The organism is Marinibacterium profundimaris (genome assembly GCF_002210095.1).
In the GTDB taxonomy this organism is placed as follows: Bacteria; Pseudomonadota; Alphaproteobacteria; order Rhodobacterales; family Rhodobacteraceae; genus Marinibacterium; species Marinibacterium profundimaris.
Genome location: NZ_AQQR01000002.1, coordinates 297,064 through 315,329, shown reverse-complemented (window position 1 = coordinate 315,329; position 18,266 = coordinate 297,064). Strand labels below are relative to the sequence as shown.

General features: G+C 67.1%; 15 protein-coding genes. 9 read left to right on the top strand and 6 right to left on the bottom strand.

Features of this window, described 5'->3' with window-relative positions; genetic code table 11:
• Positions 1–76: 76 nt before the first annotated feature.
• Positions 77–475, top strand: coding sequence for a DUF1761 domain-containing protein (locus ATO3_RS06405; RefSeq protein ID WP_088648991.1), 399 nt, complete (start codon positions 77–79; stop codon positions 473–475).
• A 387-nt stretch (positions 476–862) separates the two neighbouring features.
• Here ATO3_RS06405 and ATO3_RS06400 read toward each other — a convergent pair whose 3' ends face one another.
• The 3 genes from ATO3_RS06400 to ahcY all read right to left on the bottom strand — a co-directional run bounded on the left by ATO3_RS06400 (position 863) and on the right by ahcY (position 3,630).
• On the bottom strand, positions 863–1,204 hold the full coding sequence (locus ATO3_RS06400) for a DUF2853 family protein (RefSeq protein ID WP_088648990.1): 342 nt from the start codon (positions 1,202–1,204) through the stop codon (positions 863–865).
• A 197-nt stretch (positions 1,205–1,401) separates the two neighbouring features.
• A complete protein-coding gene (locus ATO3_RS06395) occupies positions 1,402–1,962 on the bottom strand; it encodes a hypothetical protein (protein ID WP_088648989.1) in 561 nt (186 codons plus the stop codon).
• Between the two features lie 273 nt (positions 1,963–2,235).
• Positions 2,236–3,630: an adenosylhomocysteinase gene (gene ahcY / locus ATO3_RS06390; protein WP_088648988.1), complete on the bottom strand. Its 1,395-nt coding sequence runs from the start codon at positions 3,628–3,630 to the stop codon at positions 2,236–2,238.
• Positions 3,631–4,061: 431 nt separating this feature from the next.
• Here ahcY and ATO3_RS06385 point away from each other — a divergent pair, with 431 nt between their 5' ends.
• A complete protein-coding gene (locus ATO3_RS06385) occupies positions 4,062–4,655 on the top strand; it encodes an HD domain-containing protein (RefSeq protein ID WP_088648987.1) in 594 nt (197 codons plus the stop codon).
• Positions 4,656–4,705: 50 nt separating this feature from the next.
• Here the strand turns inward: ATO3_RS06385 and ATO3_RS06380 are convergent, their stop codons facing one another.
• From ATO3_RS06380 to ATO3_RS06370, 3 genes are all read right to left on the bottom strand, one after another.
• Complete coding sequence (locus tag ATO3_RS06380; RefSeq protein ID WP_088648986.1) at positions 4,706–5,008, bottom strand: hypothetical protein; 303 nt, start codon at positions 5,006–5,008, stop codon at positions 4,706–4,708.
• 329 nt (positions 5,009–5,337) lie between these two features.
• Positions 5,338–5,892, bottom strand: a complete 555-nt coding sequence (locus ATO3_RS06375; RefSeq protein WP_088648985.1) for an ActR/PrrA/RegA family redox response regulator transcription factor — start codon at positions 5,890–5,892, stop codon at positions 5,338–5,340.
• Positions 5,893–5,961: 69 nt separating this feature from the next.
• On the bottom strand, positions 5,962–6,579 hold the full coding sequence (locus tag ATO3_RS06370; RefSeq protein WP_088648984.1) for an SCO family protein: 618 nt from the start codon (positions 6,577–6,579) through the stop codon (positions 5,962–5,964).
• Between the two features lie 80 nt (positions 6,580–6,659).
• On the opposite strand from ATO3_RS06370, the gene regB reads away from it, so the two are divergent.
• From regB to addA, 7 genes are all read left to right on the top strand, one after another.
• Complete coding sequence (gene regB / locus ATO3_RS06365; protein WP_088648983.1) at positions 6,660–8,057, top strand: sensor histidine kinase RegB; 1,398 nt, start codon at positions 6,660–6,662, stop codon at positions 8,055–8,057.
• Positions 8,058–8,146: 89 nt separating this feature from the next.
• Positions 8,147–9,730 carry a PAS-domain containing protein gene (locus ATO3_RS06360; protein ID WP_088648982.1) on the top strand — a complete coding sequence of 528 codons (1,584 nt, stop codon included), beginning with the start codon at positions 8,147–8,149 and terminating at the stop codon, positions 9,728–9,730.
• 53 nt (positions 9,731–9,783) lie between these two features.
• Positions 9,784–10,266: a tRNA (adenosine(37)-N6)-threonylcarbamoyltransferase complex ATPase subunit type 1 TsaE gene (tsaE, locus tag ATO3_RS06355; RefSeq protein ID WP_088648981.1), complete on the top strand. Its 483-nt coding sequence runs from the start codon at positions 9,784–9,786 to the stop codon at positions 10,264–10,266.
• Positions 10,263–11,261 carry an aminoglycoside phosphotransferase family protein gene (locus ATO3_RS06350; protein ID WP_088648980.1) on the top strand — a complete coding sequence of 333 codons (999 nt, stop codon included), beginning with the start codon at positions 10,263–10,265 and terminating at the stop codon, positions 11,259–11,261. Before tsaE ends, ATO3_RS06350 begins: the two co-directional genes overlap by 4 nt.
• The gene (locus tag ATO3_RS06345) at positions 11,258–11,935 is read left to right on the top strand and encodes a nucleotidyltransferase family protein (protein ID WP_088648979.1); all 678 of its coding nucleotides are present in this window, start codon (positions 11,258–11,260) and stop codon (positions 11,933–11,935) included. The genes ATO3_RS06350 and ATO3_RS06345 overlap by 4 nt, the downstream gene beginning before the upstream one ends.
• The gene (gene addB, locus ATO3_RS06340; RefSeq protein WP_088648978.1) at positions 11,928–14,864 is read left to right on the top strand and encodes a double-strand break repair protein AddB; all 2,937 of its coding nucleotides are present in this window, start codon (positions 11,928–11,930) and stop codon (positions 14,862–14,864) included. Before ATO3_RS06345 ends, addB begins: the two co-directional genes overlap by 8 nt.
• Positions 14,861–18,259, top strand: a complete 3,399-nt coding sequence (addA, locus tag ATO3_RS06335; RefSeq protein ID WP_088648977.1) for a double-strand break repair helicase AddA — start codon at positions 14,861–14,863, stop codon at positions 18,257–18,259. The genes addB and addA overlap by 4 nt, the downstream gene beginning before the upstream one ends.
• Positions 18,260–18,266 lie beyond the last annotated feature (7 nt).

The window sequence follows — 18,266 nt, the reverse complement described above, 5'->3', positions numbered from 1 at the left end:
CGCGGACTTGTGTTGCACTGCGGCATTGAGGCAAACTTCGCAGAACTTCGATCGGAGCCCTCAGCGGAGCGAACGAATGGAACTCTTGAAAATCCTGCTGGCGGCAGCGGCAAGCTACGTCTTCGGTGCGCTTTGGTACATGGTCCTGTCGAAACGCTGGATCGAGGCCTCGGGCGTGGGGATCGATGCCAAGACCGGGCGGCCGGCCAATGCCTCGGACCCGGTGCCCTATGTCACTGCGTTCATCGCCTCTGTGATGGTGGCGGGGATCATGCGCCACACCTTTCAGGGCGCGGGTATCACGACCCCGGCGATGGGCAGCGTCGCGGGCCTGGGCTTCGGGCTGTTCCTGGTGTCTCCGTGGATTGCCACCTTCTACGGGTTTTCCGACCGGCCGCGCGCGCTGGTGCTGATCGACGGCGGCTATGCCACGATCGGCTGCGGTCTGATCGGGCTGGTTCTGACACTTTTCTAAGGTGGTCCGGATAGCGACTGGTTGTTCGGCGTTAAAACAAGGTCTTCTACCGAACGCGTCACCCATAGGCCTGACCGTTGCCTTGCGCCGGCCCCAGACAGGATGGCGGTCGGTCGCAGGCAGGAAAGAAAGTCCAGCGCGGGCCGGCAATCGCACCGCACACGCAGCTTCGCGATCTGGCCTGTTCACAAACGAAAACGGAGGGTTCCGGCGCTGCAGAACCCTCCGTACCCCCGCGTGCTCCCAATCCACCACACGCATAAGAGTTGTTGGGTCCCGTCATCCTGACCGGACCCTTTCTGGATAGCGCAATTGCCCGATTGCCGCAAATGGCAAGTCCGTCAAATGCAATCGTTCCTCCGGCGGGCTCCGGTGGCGCGACCGGGATCAGGAATAAACCGATTCCCTGCCGAAATGCCGTGTCAGCAGATAATAGACCACCGCGCGATGCTTGTGCCGTTCCGATCGCCCATAGGTTTCGATCACCTTTTCGATCCCTTCCATCAACTCGGGACCTTCGGCAAGTCCCAGTTTTTTAACAAGGAAATTGGTCTTCACCGTCTCCAGCTCTCCGGGCTGGGTGGCGGCAACGATGCTGGAATCCTCGTTGTAGATCGACGGACCGCAGCCGATCGTCACCTTGGTGAGAAGATCCATGTCGGGTTCTACCCCGCATTTCGATTTCAGATCTTCGGCATATTTTTCAATAAGTTGATCGCGCTTTCCCATCGTTCATTCCTTCCCCCCTGGATTGCGGGAAATCTCCCGCCGGGATCACAGTACCGAGCGGCGGGAATGCCACCAAAGGAAAACGAGTCTCGCGGCTATTCCGGCCCCAATTCGCCAGTTGCGCGAAAGCGGGCTGCACGAACGCAAACGGGCCTCCCGAAGGGAGGCCCGGTGCATGACTGAAAAGTCAGTCAGGATCAGTTGGTCACGGTCGATTCGTCGGAATCTTCACCGTCTTTCAGCATCGAGTCGTGCGCAGGCGAGTCCATCATCAGGTCGCCGATCAGGACATCGTCGTCCAGGCCTTCGACACCGCTTTCATCGAATTCCGGCAGCTCTTTCAGCTCTTCCTTCGGGATCGGAAGCATGAAGCTGCCGTCCTCGGTCATCTCGAACCGGTCGAGGCCGATGGCCACGGTGTATTCGCCGATGCTGAGGAAGCCGCCGATGCCGATCACGGCCGCCGGACCGTCGGGCTCGGACACCACGTAGTCGATATCGCCGATGCGCTCGTCATCGGGGCCGTAGACGATGGTGCTGAGCACGTCGCCGACGGTCATCTGTTCGATCGTGGCATATTCACGGGTGACAGCCGGGGCGTCGCCCATGTCGGTGCCCATGCCGGTGGTCGGTTCGGACTGCATCTCGGTTTCCGGTGCAGTGCTGTCCAGCGTCGGCGCTGTCGTGTCCTGCGCAAATGCGGTCCCGGCCATGAGAGCGATTGCTGCGACGCCAAGGGTCATATGCTTCGGTTTCATCTGATTTCCTCCAGTTACCATTCATCCGCTTGTGGACAGACAATGCAGAACGCGGGCCGGCGTTCCCGTTTGAGAGGCAGATATATTTCACCGCGAAGTGGGAACTTTTCGGGCCTTTCCGGCTTTCCATGCGCGCGAGAAAAGGTGACGTAAGGTCATGGGAAACAACAAAAAATGGGGACCGGCGCGCGCCGATCCCCATTTGAGGCAAGTCTTTCAAGCACTTGCCGCAGCGCCGCAAGGCCGGGGGCCCGGGCGCGGCGGCACGCGCCGTCAGTAGCGGTAGTGCTCGGGCTTGAAGGGGCCCTCGGTGGTGACACCGATGTAGGAGGCCTGCTCGGGGCTGAGGGTCGACAGTTTCACGCCGATCTTGTCCAGGTGCAGCCGCGCAACCTTTTCGTCGAGGTGCTTGGGAAGGACGTAGACCTTGTTGTCGTATTGCTCGCCCTTGGTCCACAGTTCCATCTGGGCCAGCGTCTGGTTGGTGAAGGACGCCGACATAACGAAGGACGGGTGGCCGGTGGCGTTGCCAAGGTTCAGCAGGCGGCCTTCGGACAGCAGGATGATGCGGTTGCCCGAGGGCATCTCGATCATGTCGACCTGGTCCTTGATGTTCGTCCACTTGTGGTTCTTCAGGTTGGCGACCTGGATCTCGTTGTCGAAGTGGCCGATGTTGCCGACGATCGCCATGTCCTTCATCGCGCGCATGTGCTCGATGCGGATGACGTCCTTGTTGCCGGTGGTGGTGATGAAGATATCGGCGCTGTCGACCACGTCTTCCAGCGTCGTCACCTCGAACCCGTCCATCGCGGCCTGCAGGGCGCAGATCGGATCGATCTCGGTCACTTTCACCCGGGCGCCAGCGCCGCGCAGCGACGCGGCCGAGCCTTTGCCGACGTCGCCATAGCCGCAGACGACGGCGACCTTGCCGGCCATCATCGTGTCGGTGGCGCGGCGGATGCCGTCGACCAGCGATTCCTTGCAGCCGTACTTGTTGTCGAACTTCGACTTGGTCACACTGTCATTGACGTTGATCGCCGGGAACGGCAGCTGGCCGGCCTCGACCATCTGGTACAGGCGGTGCACGCCGGTGGTGGTCTCTTCCGAAACGCCCTTGATCATGGCGCGCTGCTTGGTGAACCAGCCGGGGCTCTCGGCCATGCGCTTCTTGATCTGCGCGAACAGCGCGACCTCTTCCTCGGACGTCGGGGTTTCGATCAGGTCGGTCTCACCGGCCTCGACCCGCGCGCCCATCAGGATGTACAGCGTCGCGTCGCCGCCGTCGTCGAGGATCATGTTGCAGCCGCCGTCTTCGAACATGAAGATCTTGTCGGCGTAGTCCCAGTATTCCTCCAGCGTTTCGCCCTTGATGGCGAAGACCGGGATGCCGGCGGCGGCGATGGCCGCGGCCGCGTGGTCCTGGGTGGAGAAGATGTTACAGGACGCCCAGCGAACCTCGGCGCCAAGCGCGACGAGTGTCTCGATCAGGACGCCGGTCTGGATGGTCATGTGCAGCGACCCGGCGATGCGTGCCCCGGCCAGCGGCTTTGCCTCGCCATACTCCGCGCGCAGCGCCATCAGGCCCGGCATCTCCGTCTCGGCGATGTCCAGTTCCTTGCGGCCGAATTCCGCGAGCGAAATATCTTTGACGATGTAGTCCTGGCTCATAGTGCATTCTCCACGGCGTTTTGAAAGCTTGTCGGGGGCCTATCATTCCTCGGCTGGGCAGGCAACGCGGCAAGGGGACAGTCCCGGGGTTATGGGGGGTATGATCGAATTGCGGGCAGAAATTGAACAGCCCCGCAATCGCGGGGCCGGCCTGTCACGGCGGGCCCGCGATTGCGGCCCGCGGCCAGGGCCGGCAGGTGGACGTCATCCTCGGATCCGTCCCCGGCCCTGCATCCGGATTGGCACATGACATCCTTATAAGGCCCCCGTAGTGCCTGGGCTTACCCTGCCGCAACGGTCACGGCGACAGGGCAAGGATGCCGCTGGCGCAGGCAGGCGCAACCATCCGCGGGGTGCGGCGCGACGAAGCCCTGTAACCGTCCAACCACCCTTGGTAAGAGGTCGGCCCAACAAGCGATTGAAGTAGTGTGATGCCCAAACAAACCCGCGCCTGGCAAAGAATGCTCTCCGGCCGCCGCCTGGATCTGCTCGATCCGACGCCGGTGGATATCGAGATCGAGGATATCGCCCACGGGCTGGCCTTCGTGGCGCGGTGGAATGGACAGACGGCGGGCGACTACGCCTATTCCGTGGCAGAACATTCCATGCTGGTGGAAGAGATCTTTACCCGCATGATCCCGGGGGCGCCCGTGAAATGGCGACTTGCGGCCCTGCTGCACGATGCGCCGGAATACGTGATCGGCGACATGATTTCGCCGGTGAAGGCGGCGGTGGGCCCGGAATACGGGGCGCTGGACGACCGGCTTGCGGCGGCGATCCGCATCCGGTTCGGCCTGCCGGCGGCGATCCCGGTGCGGGTCAAGCAACAGATCAAGAAGGCGGACAAGGTGTCGGCCTGGATGGAAGCCACGCAGATCGCCGGGTTCTCGGAGGCCGAGGCGTCGCGCTTCTTTGGCCGGCCGGCGCCCGAGCTGATGGACGGCCTGGATATCGTGCTGCGGCCGCCGGTCTCGGTGCGCGCCGATTTCACCCAGCGCCACGCGGCGCTGATGGCCCGGCTGTGATCCGCTGACCCCGATCGCCGGCCCCTCCCCTGGGCCGGTGGGCAGGCGGGTCACCCCGCGATACCCTCTGCGGAGACCTCCGATGTCTGCCATCCCTGGCCGGTGGCCATGATGCAGGCAAAGCCGTCGGCCCGGGTCACGAAGACCGTGAAGCTTCCGTTTTGCGAACTCCAGACCTCGACCAGTCGCTGGGCGCTTTGCAGCCCGCCGCCGGTAAGCGATTCCGAGTATTTGGTTTCCAGCGTCTGCACGAGAACGTCGCGCGGCAGACAGCGCGGGTTTTGGGCCAGGACCGGCGGTGCAAGGGCGGCAACCCCGAACACGACGGCCATGGCGAGACTACGCTTGTACATGGCTTACCTCCAGTTTTCCAAAAGCGCGGGGAGAGGACCCGCGCCCGATGCGTCGTGGGAAAAGTATGGAGGTGACGGAATGAATGGCCCCTTAAGGCGGCCCGTTTTCGCCCCGATCCGGCCACGCCAGAGCGACCCGTGCGGTCGATCCGCGATCTTTTGCAGCGCGGCATCAGGGGCTTATGCGTCCCGTGAAAATTCCTCACAGGACATCGAAAATTCGCGACATCCCGCGAAAAGCAAGAGAATTGAGCCAAACGTCCCTGATTCTCGACCCTCCGCGGAATGCTGCAACTGCATCCCGATTACATGCCGGGACCTGCCCGCCCCTAGCGCGGAGAGCGTTTCGCCAGGATCCGCTGCAGCGTCCGGCGGTGCATGTTGAGCCGCCGCGCCGTCTCGGACACGTTGCGATCGCACAGCTCGTAGACCCTCTGGATATGTTCCCAGCGCACGCGGTCCGCGCTCATCGGGTTTTCCGGCGGCGGCGGCAGTTCGTCGTTGGTGGCCAGCAGCGCGTTGGTGATGTCGGTCGCGTCGGCGGGCTTGGACAGGTAATCCGTCGCGCCGATCTTGACCGCGGCCACCGCCGTCGCGATAGCGCCGTAGCCGGTCAGCACGACGACACGGCAATCGGGCCGTTTCTCGCGCAGCACCTCGACCACGTCGAGCCCGTTGCCGTCTTCAAGCCGCAGGTCGACAACGGCGAAGGCCGGCGGCCGGGCGGTGGCGATGGCACGTCCGGCGGCGACCGATCCGGCGGTCTCTATCTCGAACCCGCGCTTCTCCATCGCCTTGGCCATGCGCCGCAGGAAGGGTTCGTCGTCGTCGACCAGCAGCAGGCTCTTGTCCGGCCCGATGTCCTGAGGCGCTCCGTCGGCCATGTCTTGTCTCCACCCAAGTGTCAGGGAGCGATTATTACCCCCCTGACGGGAAATATCAAATGCCGGCTCTCAGCCTGCGTTCTCGACGAAACAGCCCACCGCATCGGCCAGCTGTTCGGGCGTCAGATCGCGGCGGAAGAAGCCGACCGTACCGTGGTCCGGCAAGGTCAGGTAGGAAAAGGTGGAATGGTCGACCAGGTAATAGTCGTCGTCGCCAGGCTGTTTCTTGTAATAGGTCTTGTAGGCCTTGGACGCCGCGTCGACCTGGTCTGCGCTGCCTGTCAGCCCGATCATCTTTTCGTGCATCACCTCGGCGAATTCGCCCACCACCTCGGGTGTGTCGCGCTGCGGGTCGATCGAGATGAAGACAGGTGTCACGCTCTGGCCGCGCTCGGCCAGGATGTCGATCGTCTCGGCGTTGCGGGACACGTCCAGCGGGCAGACATCCGGGCAGAAGGTGTACCCGAAGTAGATCAGCGACGGCTCTGTGATCACATCGGCCTGCGTCACCGTCGCGCCGCTGCCGTCGATCAGCTCGAACGGGCCGCCGATCTCGCCCCCCGCGACGGCGCCGCCGTTGCACTGGGCGAAGGGATCATCGGGGCCGCGCATCTGTGTGATCACATAGGTGCCGGCAACGACAAGAACGGCCAGGGCGGTTGCGGCGATGGCGATAAGACGGGTCATGCGATCTCCCAAGAAAGTTGAACGCCCGCGCCGGGCGCCGTATCAGGATGTACTGCCGGGCAGAACCGGGACGGGTGCGCATGCAGCAATCGGAGCTGAACTTAAGACTGGGTCAACAGCGCGGCAACTGGATCCGCCTGCGGACTCTCATCCTGCTACGATGGGTCGCCATCGTCGGCCAGGTCACCGCGATCACGGTGGCCGAGCGGACCTATCACCTGATGATCGACCTTGGCCCCTGCCTGATGGCCGTGGGCGTGGCGGTGATCGGCAACCTGGTCGCGATGTTCGTCTATCCCGAGAACAAGCGCCTGACGGAAACCGAGAATTTCCTGATGGTCCTGTTCGACCTGCTGCAGCTTTCGGCGCTGCTGTTTCTGACCGGCGGCCTGCACAACCCGTTCTCCGTTCTGCTGCTGGCGCCGGTCACGATTGCCGCCAACGTGCTGTCGCTGCGGTCCACCATGCTGATCGGCGGTACCGCGATCGTGATCGTTACGCTGCTGGCGGAATTCCACCTGCCGCTGCGCACCGAAGAGGGCGTGATCCTGCGGGTGCCGGACATTTTCGTCTTCGGCAGCTGGCTGTCGCTGATCATCGCGACGATCTTCATGGCGCTCTATTCGCGGCGCGTGTCGTCCGAGATGAATTCGATGTCCGACGCCCTGACCGCGACCCAGATGGCGCTGGCCCGCGAGCAGAAGCTGACCGACCTTGGCGGCGTGGTGGCCGCCGCCGCGCACGAGCTTGGCACCCCGCTGGCGACGATCAAGCTGGCCTCGGCCGAGCTGATGGAAGAGCTGGACGACCGCCCGGACCTGCGCGACGATGCGGCCCTGATCCGTGAACAGGCCGACCGCTGCCGCGACATCCTGCGCGACATGGGCCGCGCCGGGAAGGACGATCTGCACCTGCGCCAGGCGCCCCTGTCGGCGGTGCTGGAAGAGGCGGCCGAGCCGCATATGCATCGCGGCAAGTGCATCCATTTCGAGGACGGGCCGGGCGAGGGCGGTGCCCTGCAGCAGCCCTCGATCCTGCGGATGCCCGAGGTGATCCACGGCATGCGCAACCTGATCCAGAACGCCGTCGATTTCGCGCGCGGCAATGTCTGGGTCGAATCGATGTGGACGGAAAAGGAGATCTCGGTCCGGATCCTGGACGATGGCGACGGCTTTCCGCCGCATCTGATCGGGCGGATCGGCGATCCCTTCGTGCGGCGGCGGCGGGGCGAGGCAGAGCCCCCGGCCCGGCCGGAATACGAAGGCATGGGACTGGGCCTGTTCATCGCCAAGACGCTGCTGGAACGCTCCGGGGCCGAGCTGAGCTTTGCCAACGGGACCGACCCGTTCACCGGCGATCTGCCCAGCGCCGAACGGCGCGGCGCCATCGTCGAGGTGGTCTGGCCGCGCGACAAGATCGACGGGCGTTCGGGGAGCAACGCGGTGCCGCTGGGGGCGAACCGTCCGATCCGGGCCTGAATGCCGGTCCGGACGCGTCCCGATTAAGGGCACGTTAACCTCTTCTGGTCCACGATGCCTGGAATGAAGGACGCGACGGATTTGGGGTCATGGTACTGACAGATGTCTTGGAATGGGCGGGCCTTGCGGCGCTTTGCGGGGCGGCGGCCCTGGCGGCGTCGATCTGGCTGCAGGCGGAAACCGCGCGTGCGGGATCCCGCAGCCGGCAGGTCGCCCGCCTGCCCGAACAGCCCGAGCCGGTGTTCCTGTTCGACGAGGACATGCTGATCGACTCCAGCGCCGCGGGCCGCGCCCTGCTGGACGGCGACGACACAGACGGCCGGCGCGCCGACCTGTCCGACCTTGCCGTGGTGCGCGAGGTGCTGGGCAAACGCTTCTACGGGCTGGAAGAAATCGACGCGGTCGAGGACGAGGCCGTGTTCGCCGCCCGCGATACGCTCGATGGCTACGAACTGCTGGTCGAACGGCTGGACGGCATCCTGCGGCTGGAGGTGCGCGGCATCGACCAGCCGGGCAAGAACGACGCCCGCGCGCCTGCCGCGCTGCATGCGCTCGAGGCGGAATATGAAACGCTCCGCAGCACCATGAACCTGGCCCCCTACCCGATCTGGCGGGTCGATGACGGGGGCGAGGTCAGCTGGTTCAACGGGGCCTATTCCGATCTGTTCCACCGGACTCACGGCACGCGGCCGCAACCGGGGCAGCGCCTGTTCCAGTCCGGGCTCGACAGCAAGCCAAGCGGAAGCCGGATCCGCGCGTCCATCTCGATCCCGGGGCAGGACAGTTTCTACTGGTACGACGTCTGGATCGCGCGGCACGATGGCTATCGCATGTTCTACGCGGTGGATGTGGGCGCCGTCGTGAATGCCGAGATCGCACAGCGCAACTTCGTGCAGACGCTGACGAAGACCTTTGCCCAGCTGTCGATCGGGCTGGCGATCTTCGACAGGAACCGGCAGCTGGCGCTGTTCAACCCGGCCCTGATCGACCTGACCTCCCTGCCCGCCGATTTCCTTTCCGCCCGGCCCAACCTTCTCAGCTTCTTCGACCGGCTGCGCGACGCCCGGATGATGCCGGAACCCAAGAATTACGCCAGCTGGCGCGAACAGATGGCCGACCTGGTGGCCGCCGCCGCCGATGGCAGCTATCGCGAGACCTGGTCGCTGCCCTCGGGCTCCATCTACCAGGTCAGCGGCCGGCCGCATCCCGACGGCGCCATGGCCTTCCTCTTCGAAGACATCACCGCCGAGGTCTCTCTGACCCGCCGCTTCCGGTCCGAACTGGAGGTGAGCCAGACGATCTTCGACCATATCGACGATGCCATCGCGGTCTTCGGGGCCAACGGGGTGCTGACCCTGTCCAACGCCGCCTATCGCGACCTGTGGCATGTCGACCCGGATGCCAGCTTTGCCGAGGTCACGGTCTTCGACGCCACGCGCGACTGGCAGACACAGTCGCGGCCGACACCGGTCTGGGGCGACCTGCGGGATTTCGTCTCGGGGACCGGCGAACGCTCCACCTGGTGGGCCAACGTCGCGATGAACGACGGAACCGAGGTGATCTGCACCGTCCACCCGATCCAGGACGGCGCGACGCTGGTCTGTTTCCGCAGTTCCGCGGTTTCGAAAACGGGCCCTGTCACGCCCGGGCTGATACAGGCCGACGCGTTGTGATCCGGGCCTGATCTTCGCTTGCGGGTCCCGGCGACGGGGGGCATTCTGCGCTCATGTCGCCGGACCCCGTTTCACTGCCCCCCACCCTGCCCTCGCCCGACGCCACCGCAGATTGCGCGGCGGCACTGGGCCGGTGCCTGACGCCCGGCGACGTGGTCCTCCTTGACGGCCCGGTCGGCGCCGGAAAATCCCATTTCGCCCGCGCCCTGATCCAATCCCTGCAGGACGAGCCCGAAGATGTTCCCAGCCCCACCTTCACCCTCGTGCAAAGCTACGACACGGTGCGCGGTCCGGTCTGGCACTGCGATCTCTACCGGATGAGCGGCCCGGACGAGCTGATCGAGCTGGGCCTGCTGGAGGCCTTCGACGACGCGATCTGCCTGATCGAATGGCCCGACCGCCTGGGCGACCTTGCCCCCGCCGACGCCCTTTGCATCACGCTGACCCCTGATCCGGACCTGCCCGATTGCCGCCACCTGCGGATCAGCGCATCCGGCGACAGCTGGACCAGCCGCCTGACCGGGCTTGCCGCATGACGACGCCCGACCAGAAGATCGCCGCCTTCCTCTCCGACGCCGGCTGGTCAGATGCGACCCGTGAGCCGCTGGCCGGCGATGCCTCCACCCGCCGCTACGACCGGCTGACGGACCCGGCGTCAGGCGGGACCGCGGTGCTGATGATCGCCGCGCCCGAGGACGAGGCCAGCGTCGCCGCCTTCACCCGCCTGGCCGGGGCGCTGACAGACGCCGGCCTGTCCGCTCCGCGGATCCTGGCCAAGGACATCCCCGCCTGCCTCCTACTGATCGAGGACCTGGGCGATGACACCTTCACCCGCATCATCAAGGCCGATCCCGCGCGCGAACGCGACCTTTACGCCGTGGCGACCGACCTGCTGGTGCCCCTGCGCGACATGCCGGTGACGCCCGAAATGACGGTGTTCGACAGCCAGACCCTGGCCGAGATGACCGCCATCGCCTTTGAACGCTACGCCGCGCCGATTACGGGCGAGGATGTCGGTCCCACCCTCATCCCGCGCCTCGCAGAGATCCTGCAGGACACGCGGCTGGGCGCGCCGGTCTTCCTGCACCGCGATTATCATGCCGACAACCTGCTCTGGCTGCCGGACCGCGACGGCCCCGCCCGCGTGGGGCTTCTGGATTTCCAGGACGCGGTGGCGGGCCCCGTGGTCTATGACCTCGTCTCGCTCCTGCAGGATGCGCGGCGCGACGTCTCGCCGGCGGTGGAACTGGCGATGATGGACCGGTTCCGCGATGCCGCCGGGCTGGAAGATCACGATTTCCGCTCCGCCTGTGCCGTCATCGGGCTGCAGCGCAACCTGCGCATCCTGGGCATCTTCGCCCGCCTCGCCCAGGATCGCGGCCGGCTGCATTACCTTGACATGATCCCGCGCGTCTTCGCCCATGTGGAACGCAATCTCGACCATCCGGCGCTGGCCATGGTGGCGGACACGATAATCGACGCCCTGCCCCGGCCCACCGCCGAAACACTCTCGCGGCTGGCCGAACATTGACCCTGCCCGTCCTTCTTTTCGCTGCAGGGTTCGGCACCCGGATGGGGGCGCTGACCGCCGACCGGCCCAAGCCGCTGATCCCGGTCGCGGGCCGGCCCCTGATCGACCGCGCGCTGGATCTCGCCCATGACATCACCCCGCCCAGGATCGTGGCCAACCTGCATTACAAGGCGCAGATGCTCGCCGATCACCTGGCGCCGCAGGGTGTGATCACATCGCTGGAATGGCCCGAGGTGCTGGAGACCGGAGGCGGGCTGCGCCAGGCGCTGCCGCTGCTGGGCGACGGGCCTGTGATCACATTGAACCCCGATGTGGTCTGGGCTGGGCCGAACCCCTTGGCACAGCTGCTTGCGGCATGGGAGCCTGCGCGGATGGATGCGCTGCTGCTCTGCCTCGATCCCGCCTGCACGGTGGGCCGCACCGGGCCGGACGACTTCACCATGGATGCCTGTGGCCGGCTGACGCGGGGGCCGGGTGTCGTCTATGGGGGCGCGCAGATCATCAACCCCGCCGGCCTCTCCGACATTCCGGAGAAGGCGTTTTCGCTCAACCTGATGTGGGACCGGATGATCGACCAGGGGCGGTTGTTCGGGCTGCGCTATCCTGGCCGCTGGTGCGATGTGGGCCGCCCCGAGGGCATCGCCCTGGCCGAGGGGCTGATCGCGGATGTTTGACCCCGGTGACCGGTCGCGCCTGTTCGCCCTGCCCCCCGGCGCCGATTTCCCGGCCGAGCTGCTTGCCGGGATCGAGACACGGATGCAGGGCCAGCCGCCCGAGGCCTGGGCGCGGGTTCTGCTGATCGTGAACACCCGCCGCATGGCGCGGCGGCTGCGTGATCTCTTTGACGCCGGCCCGCCGCGGCTGCTGCCGCAGATCCGGCTGATCTCGGACCTCGACACTGGGCTGACCGGCCTGCCGCCCGCGATCCCGCCCTTGCGGAGGCGGTTGCAGCTGGCGCAGCTGGTGGCGAAACTGGTCGAGGCGCAGCCCGACCTTGCCCCCCGCGCGGCGGTCTATGACCTGGCCGACAGCCTTGCGGATCTGTTCGCCGAAATGCAGGGCGAGGGTGTCAGCCCCGAAACGATTGCCGGGCTGGATGTCAGCGACCTGTCGGGCCACTGGGCGCGGGCCCAGAAATTCATCTCGATCGCCGGGGCGCTGGCCGATCCGGAGGCGCCGGAAGCCGAGGCGCGCCAGCGGCTGATGGCCGAAGCCCTTGCCGCGCAATGGGAAACTGCCCCGCCGGAGACGCCAGTGATCCTGGCCGGTTCGACCGGATCGCGCGGCATGATGCAGATCCTGATGCGCGCGGTGGCCCGCCTGCCGCAGGGGGCCGTGGTGCTGCCCGGCTATGACTGGGATCTGCCCGGGGCGGTCTGGCAGGGCATGGGCGACGCGCTTTCGACCGAGGATCATCCGCAATACCGCTTCAAGGCGCTGATGGACCAGATGGACCTTGCGCCGGGCGACATACGCCGCTGGACCGATGCCCCGCCGCCGGCGCCCGAGCGCAACCGCGTGCTGTCACTGGCCATGCGGCCGGCACCCGTCACCGACGCCTGGCTGAGCGAGGGACCGTCGCTGCCCGATCTTGGCCCGGCGATGCAGGATGTCACGCTGGTCGAGGCCAGCGATCCGCGCGAAGAGGCGCTGGCCATCGCCATGCGCCTGCGCCAGGCGGTCGAGGACGGGCAGAGCGCGGCGCTGATCACGCCCGACCGGATGCTGACCCGGCAGGTGGAGGCCGCGCTGGACCGCTGGAACATCGTGGCCGACGACAGCGCGGGCCAGCCGCTGCACCTGGCGCCGCCGGGGCGGTTCCTGCGGCAGTTGGCCGACCTGGTCGCACAGCCGGTGACGCCGGAAAGCCTGCTGGCGGTGCTGAAACATCCTCTGTGTCACAGCGGGCCGGGCCGGGCGTCGCACCTGATTTACACGCGCGACCTCGAACTTTGGCTGCGCCGCAACGGGCCGCCGCATCCCGCGCCCGAAACGCTGGACCGCTTTGCCCGCGACATGGTCGACCGCAAACGCACCCCGCCGCCCGAAACCTGGCGCAGCTGGGTGGCCGAAACACTGCTGACGGCCCATGCGCCCGATCCCGCGCCGCTGACCGACCGCATCGCCGCCCTGCGCGCGCTGGCCGACCGGGCGGCGGCGGGCGCGGAAGGATCGGACAGCGGGCAGCTTTGGGAGCAGAACGCGGGGCAGGAGGCGGAGAAGGTCATCGACGCGCTCGCCCTGCATGCCGATGCGGGCGGAGACATGTCGGGGCGCGATGCGGCTGACCTTCTGGCGGCGCTGTTGCAGCGGGAAACCGTGCGCGACCGGGACAAGCCGCATCCAGGCGTGATGATCTGGGGCACACTGGAGGCACGGGTGCAGGGCGCGGATCTGCTGATCCTCGGCGGGCTGAACGAAGGGTCCTGGCCCGAACCGGCGCGGCCGGATCCCTGGCTGAACCGCGCCTTGCGGCACCAGGCGGGGCTGTTGTTGCCGGAACGGCGGATCGGGCTGGCGGCGCATGACTTCCAGCAGGCCGCCGGCGCGCGCGAGGTCTGGCTGACCCGCGCGCGGCGGTCGTCGGATGCCGAAACGGTGCCGTCGCGCTGGGTGAACCGGCTGGTGAACCTGATGGGCGGGCTGCCGGGCCGTGGCGGGCCAGAGGCGCTGGCCGCGATGCGCGCGCGCGGGCAGGTCTGGCTGGGCCGGGCCAAGGCGCTGGAACGGGCCCCGCGGATCGCCCCGGCGCCGCGCCCCTCGCCGCGACCCCCGGTAGAGGTGCGGCCCGATCAGCTGTCGGTGACGCGGATCAAGACGCTGATCCGCGACCCTTACGCGATCTACGCGCGCCACGTGCTGAAACTGCGCCCGCTGGATCCGCTGATGACGGAACCGGATGCGCTGCTGCGCGGCACGGTGATCCACAAGGTGCTGGAGGATTTCATCAAGGGCAGCTGCGCGGACCCATCGCAGCTGAGCACCGAGGCGCTGATGTGCCGGGCCGAAGAGGTGCTGGAGCAGGAGGTGCCATGGGCCGCCGAGCGCCGGCTTTGGCGCGCCCGGCTGGCGCGGGTGGCGGAGTGGTTCGTCACCGGCGAACGGACCCGGCGCAGCCTTGCACAGCCCGAGGCCTTCGAGGTCTTCGGCGAGGCTGTGATCGAGGAGCCGCCCTTTACCCTGACGGGCGAGGCCGACCGGATCGACCGCGACGGGCTCGGCCGCTACGTGATCTATGATTACAAGACCGGGCGGCCACCCACGGGCAAGGAACAGCGGCTTTTCGACAAGCAGTTGCTGCTTGAGGCGGCGATGGCGACCAAAGGCGGGTTTCGCGGGCTTGAGGCCGGGCCGGTGGCCCGCGCGGTGTTCCTTGGGCTGGGCGGCAGCGGCAAGGAGGAACCCGCGCCGCTGGATGACAGCCCCGTGGACCAGGTGTGGGAGGAATTCCGCAATCTGCTGCGCGCTTGGCGCGACCCGGCGCAGGGTTATACCTCGCGCCGGATGCTGCAAAAGGACAGTGACGTGGGCGATTACGATCAGCTGGCGCGCTACGGCGAATGGGACATGTCGGACGATCCGGAACCGGAGGACATGACATGAGCACCGCGCGGGACGCCGCCAGCGAACGGCAGGTGCAGGCGGCGCGGCCCGATGCCTCGACCTGGCTGTCGGCCAATGCCGGGTCGGGCAAGACCCGGGTTCTGACCGACCGGGTGGCGCGGCTGCTGCTGTCGGGGGTGGAACCGCAGCACATCCTTTGCCTGACCTACACCAAGGCCGCCGCGTCCGAGATGCAGAACCGCCTGTTCCGGCGGCTGGGCGAATGGGCGATGCTGGAGGACGCCGCGCTGCGCCGCGAGCTGGCGGTGCTGGGCGCCGATGCGGCCGGCGACCTTGGCCAGGCGCGCACGCTTTTCGCCCGCGCGATCGAGACGCCGGGCGGGCTGAAGATCCAGACGATCCACTCGTTTTGCGCCGCGCTGCTGCGCCGGTTCCCGCTCGAAGCCGGGGTCAGCCCGAATTTCGCCGAGATGGAGGACCGGTCGGCCGAGCTGTTGCGGGCCGAGATCGTGGAGGACATGGCCGCCGGACCGCAGGCGCATCTGGTCGACGGGATTGCGGGATACCTGTCTGAGGGCCTCGACGATCTGACCGGCGCGCTGACGGGCAAGCGCGAGGCGTTCGATCGGACCCTGTCGCGGGAGGAGATCCTTGGTGTCTTCGGCGTGCCGGCGCATGTGACCGAGGATACGCTCGTGGACCAGGCGTTTGCGCCCGGTGATATCGAGATGCTCGGCGCGCTGGCCCGGGCGCTGCAAGGGTCGGGCAGCAATGACCGCAAGGCGGCGGCCAAGCTGGCCACCCTGCGCGAGGAAAACATCGCGGCACTGGCGGTGCTTGAGGACGTGCTGCTGACCGGAAGCGGTGCGAAACAGCCCTTTGCCGCCAAGATCGGAAGCTTTCCGACCAAATCGGCGCAGAAGGATGGCGCGGTGGCGCCGCTGATGCCGGACCTCGAGGCGCTGATGCAGCGGATCGAAGAGCTGCGGCCGCAGCGGCTGGGTCTGATGGCGGCGCGCAAGACCATGGCGCTGCACGACTTTGCCGCCGCCTTCCTGCCGGAATACGCGCGGCGCAAGCAGCTGCGCGGCTGGCTCGATTTCGACGACCTGATCCTGAAGGCGCGGGCGCTGCTGAACGATCCCTCGGTCGCGGCCTGGGTCCTGTTCCGGCTGGATGGCGGGATCGACCATATCCTTGTCGACGAGGCGCAGGATACCAGCCCCGCGCAATGGGACGTGATCGAAAAGCTGGCCCAGGAATTCACCGCCGGCGAAGGCGCGCGCGAGGTGGAGCGGACGATCTTCGTGGTCGGCGACAAGAAACAGTCGATCTATTCCTTCCAGGGCGCCGATCCGCGCGCCTTCGACAAGATGCAGGCCGAATTCGGCGCGCGGCTGAAGGCCGCCGGCCCGGGGCTGCAATCGCTGACGCTGGAATATTCGTTCCGCTCCTCGCCGGCGATCCTTGGTCTGGTCGACACGATCTTCGAAGGCCAGGAGGAGGCCGGCTTCGTCCGCGACAGCCTGCACCGCGCGTTCAAATCCGATCTTCCGGGCCGGGTCGAACTGTGGCCGGTGGTGCCCAAGGTGCAGGAGGAAGAGGACCGCGAATGGCACGACCCGGTCGACCGCAAGGGCGGGCGCCATCACGCGGTGATCCTGGCCGAGCGGATCGCCGCGCGGATCGAGGCGATGATCGGACAGGAGACCCTGCCCGACGCGGGTCGCGGCGGCTTGATCCGGCGCCGGGTGCGGCCCGGCGACGTGATGATCCTGGTGCAGCGCCGGTCCGATCTTTTTGCCGAGATCATAAGGGCCTGCAAGGCGCGCGGCCTGCCGGTGGCCGGGGCCGACCGGCTGAAGGTGGGCGCCGAGCTGGCGGTGCGCGACCTGGGCGCGCTGCTGTCCTTCCTGTCGACGCCCGAGGATGACCTGTCGCTCGCAACCGCGCTGAAATCGCCGCTGTTCGGCTGGTCGGACCGCGACCTGTATGCGGTGGCGCAGGGCAGACCCGGGTATCTGTGGGAGGCGCTGCGCAAGCGCGGGGATCACCCCGAAACGCTGGCGATGCTGGCCGACCTGATGGGGCAGACCGATTTCCTGCGCCCCTACGACCTGATCGAACGGATCCTGACGCGGCATGACGGGCGCCGGAAGCTGCTGGGCCGGCTGGGGCCCGAGGCCGAAGACGGGATCAACGCGCTGCTGGGCCAGGCGCTTGGATATGAACGCACCGGCGTGCCAAGCCTGACCGGCTTTCTCGGCTGGATGGAGACCGACGATCTCGACATCAAGCGCGAGATGGGATCAGCCGGGGACCTCATTCGGGTGATGACGGTGCACGGGTCCAAGGGGCTGGAATCGCCGATCGTGATCCTGCCGGACACCGGCAAGCGGCAGGCGCCGAAGCTGCCGGAAATCGTGGAAACCGCCGTGGCCGAGGATGCGGAGACGGGCGGGGCAGGGGCCATGGCCGCGCTCTGGCGGGTGAATGCCGACGCGATGCCACCGCTGATGGAAGACGCGCGCGATGCGTTCCAGGACCGGCAGCGGGCGGAACGGCAGCGGCTGCTGTACGTGGCGCTGACCCGGGCCGAGAAATGGTTGATCGTCTGCGCGGCCGGCGACCTGCCGAAGGATGGCGACAGCTGGTACCAGCAGGTCGAGGCCGGGCTGCACAGCGCCGGCGCGGTCGACTGGCCGATGGGCGAGGAAACCGGGCTGCTGTACACCCATGGCGACTGGGACGGGCTGCCTCTGGACGATCCCGAAGAGGTCGTCGCGCCCGAGGCCGATCTGCCCGAGCTGTTCCGGCATCCCGCCGGGCCTGCGCCGGAGCGCGAGGTGACGCTCAGCCCCTCCGACCTGGGCGGGGCCAAGGCGCTGCCGGGCGAGGCGGGGCTGGAGGAAGAGGCCGCCAAGGCGCGCGGCACGGCGATCCACCTGCTGCTGGAACATCTCGCCGGGCAGCAACCGGCGGGCTGGGACGCCATGGCGGCAAAGCTGCTTCCGGGTCTGCAGGCCGAACAGATCGCGCCGCTGATGGCCGAGGCGCGGGCGCTGTTGTCGTCGCCAGAGCTGGCCCCGCTTTTCGCGAGGGACACGCTGGCCGAGGTGCCCGTCACCGGGCATCTGGGCGCGCAACGGCTGCACGGGGTGATCGACCGGCTTCGGGTAAGCGATGAAAAAGTGCTCGCCGTGGATTTCAAGACCAACGCCGTGGTCCCCGGGTCGCCGGACCATGTCCCCGAGGGTCTGCTGCGCCAGATGGGGGCCTATGCCCTTCTTTTGCGGCAGATCTATCCGGACCGGCCGATCGAGGTTGCCATCCTCTGGACCCGCGCGGCACGGTTGATGACGCTGCCGGAACCCCTGGTGCTGGAGAGCCTCCAGCGCGCGGGCCTTCTTGACGATGGGGGGGCCGGTTCATAGGTTCCCC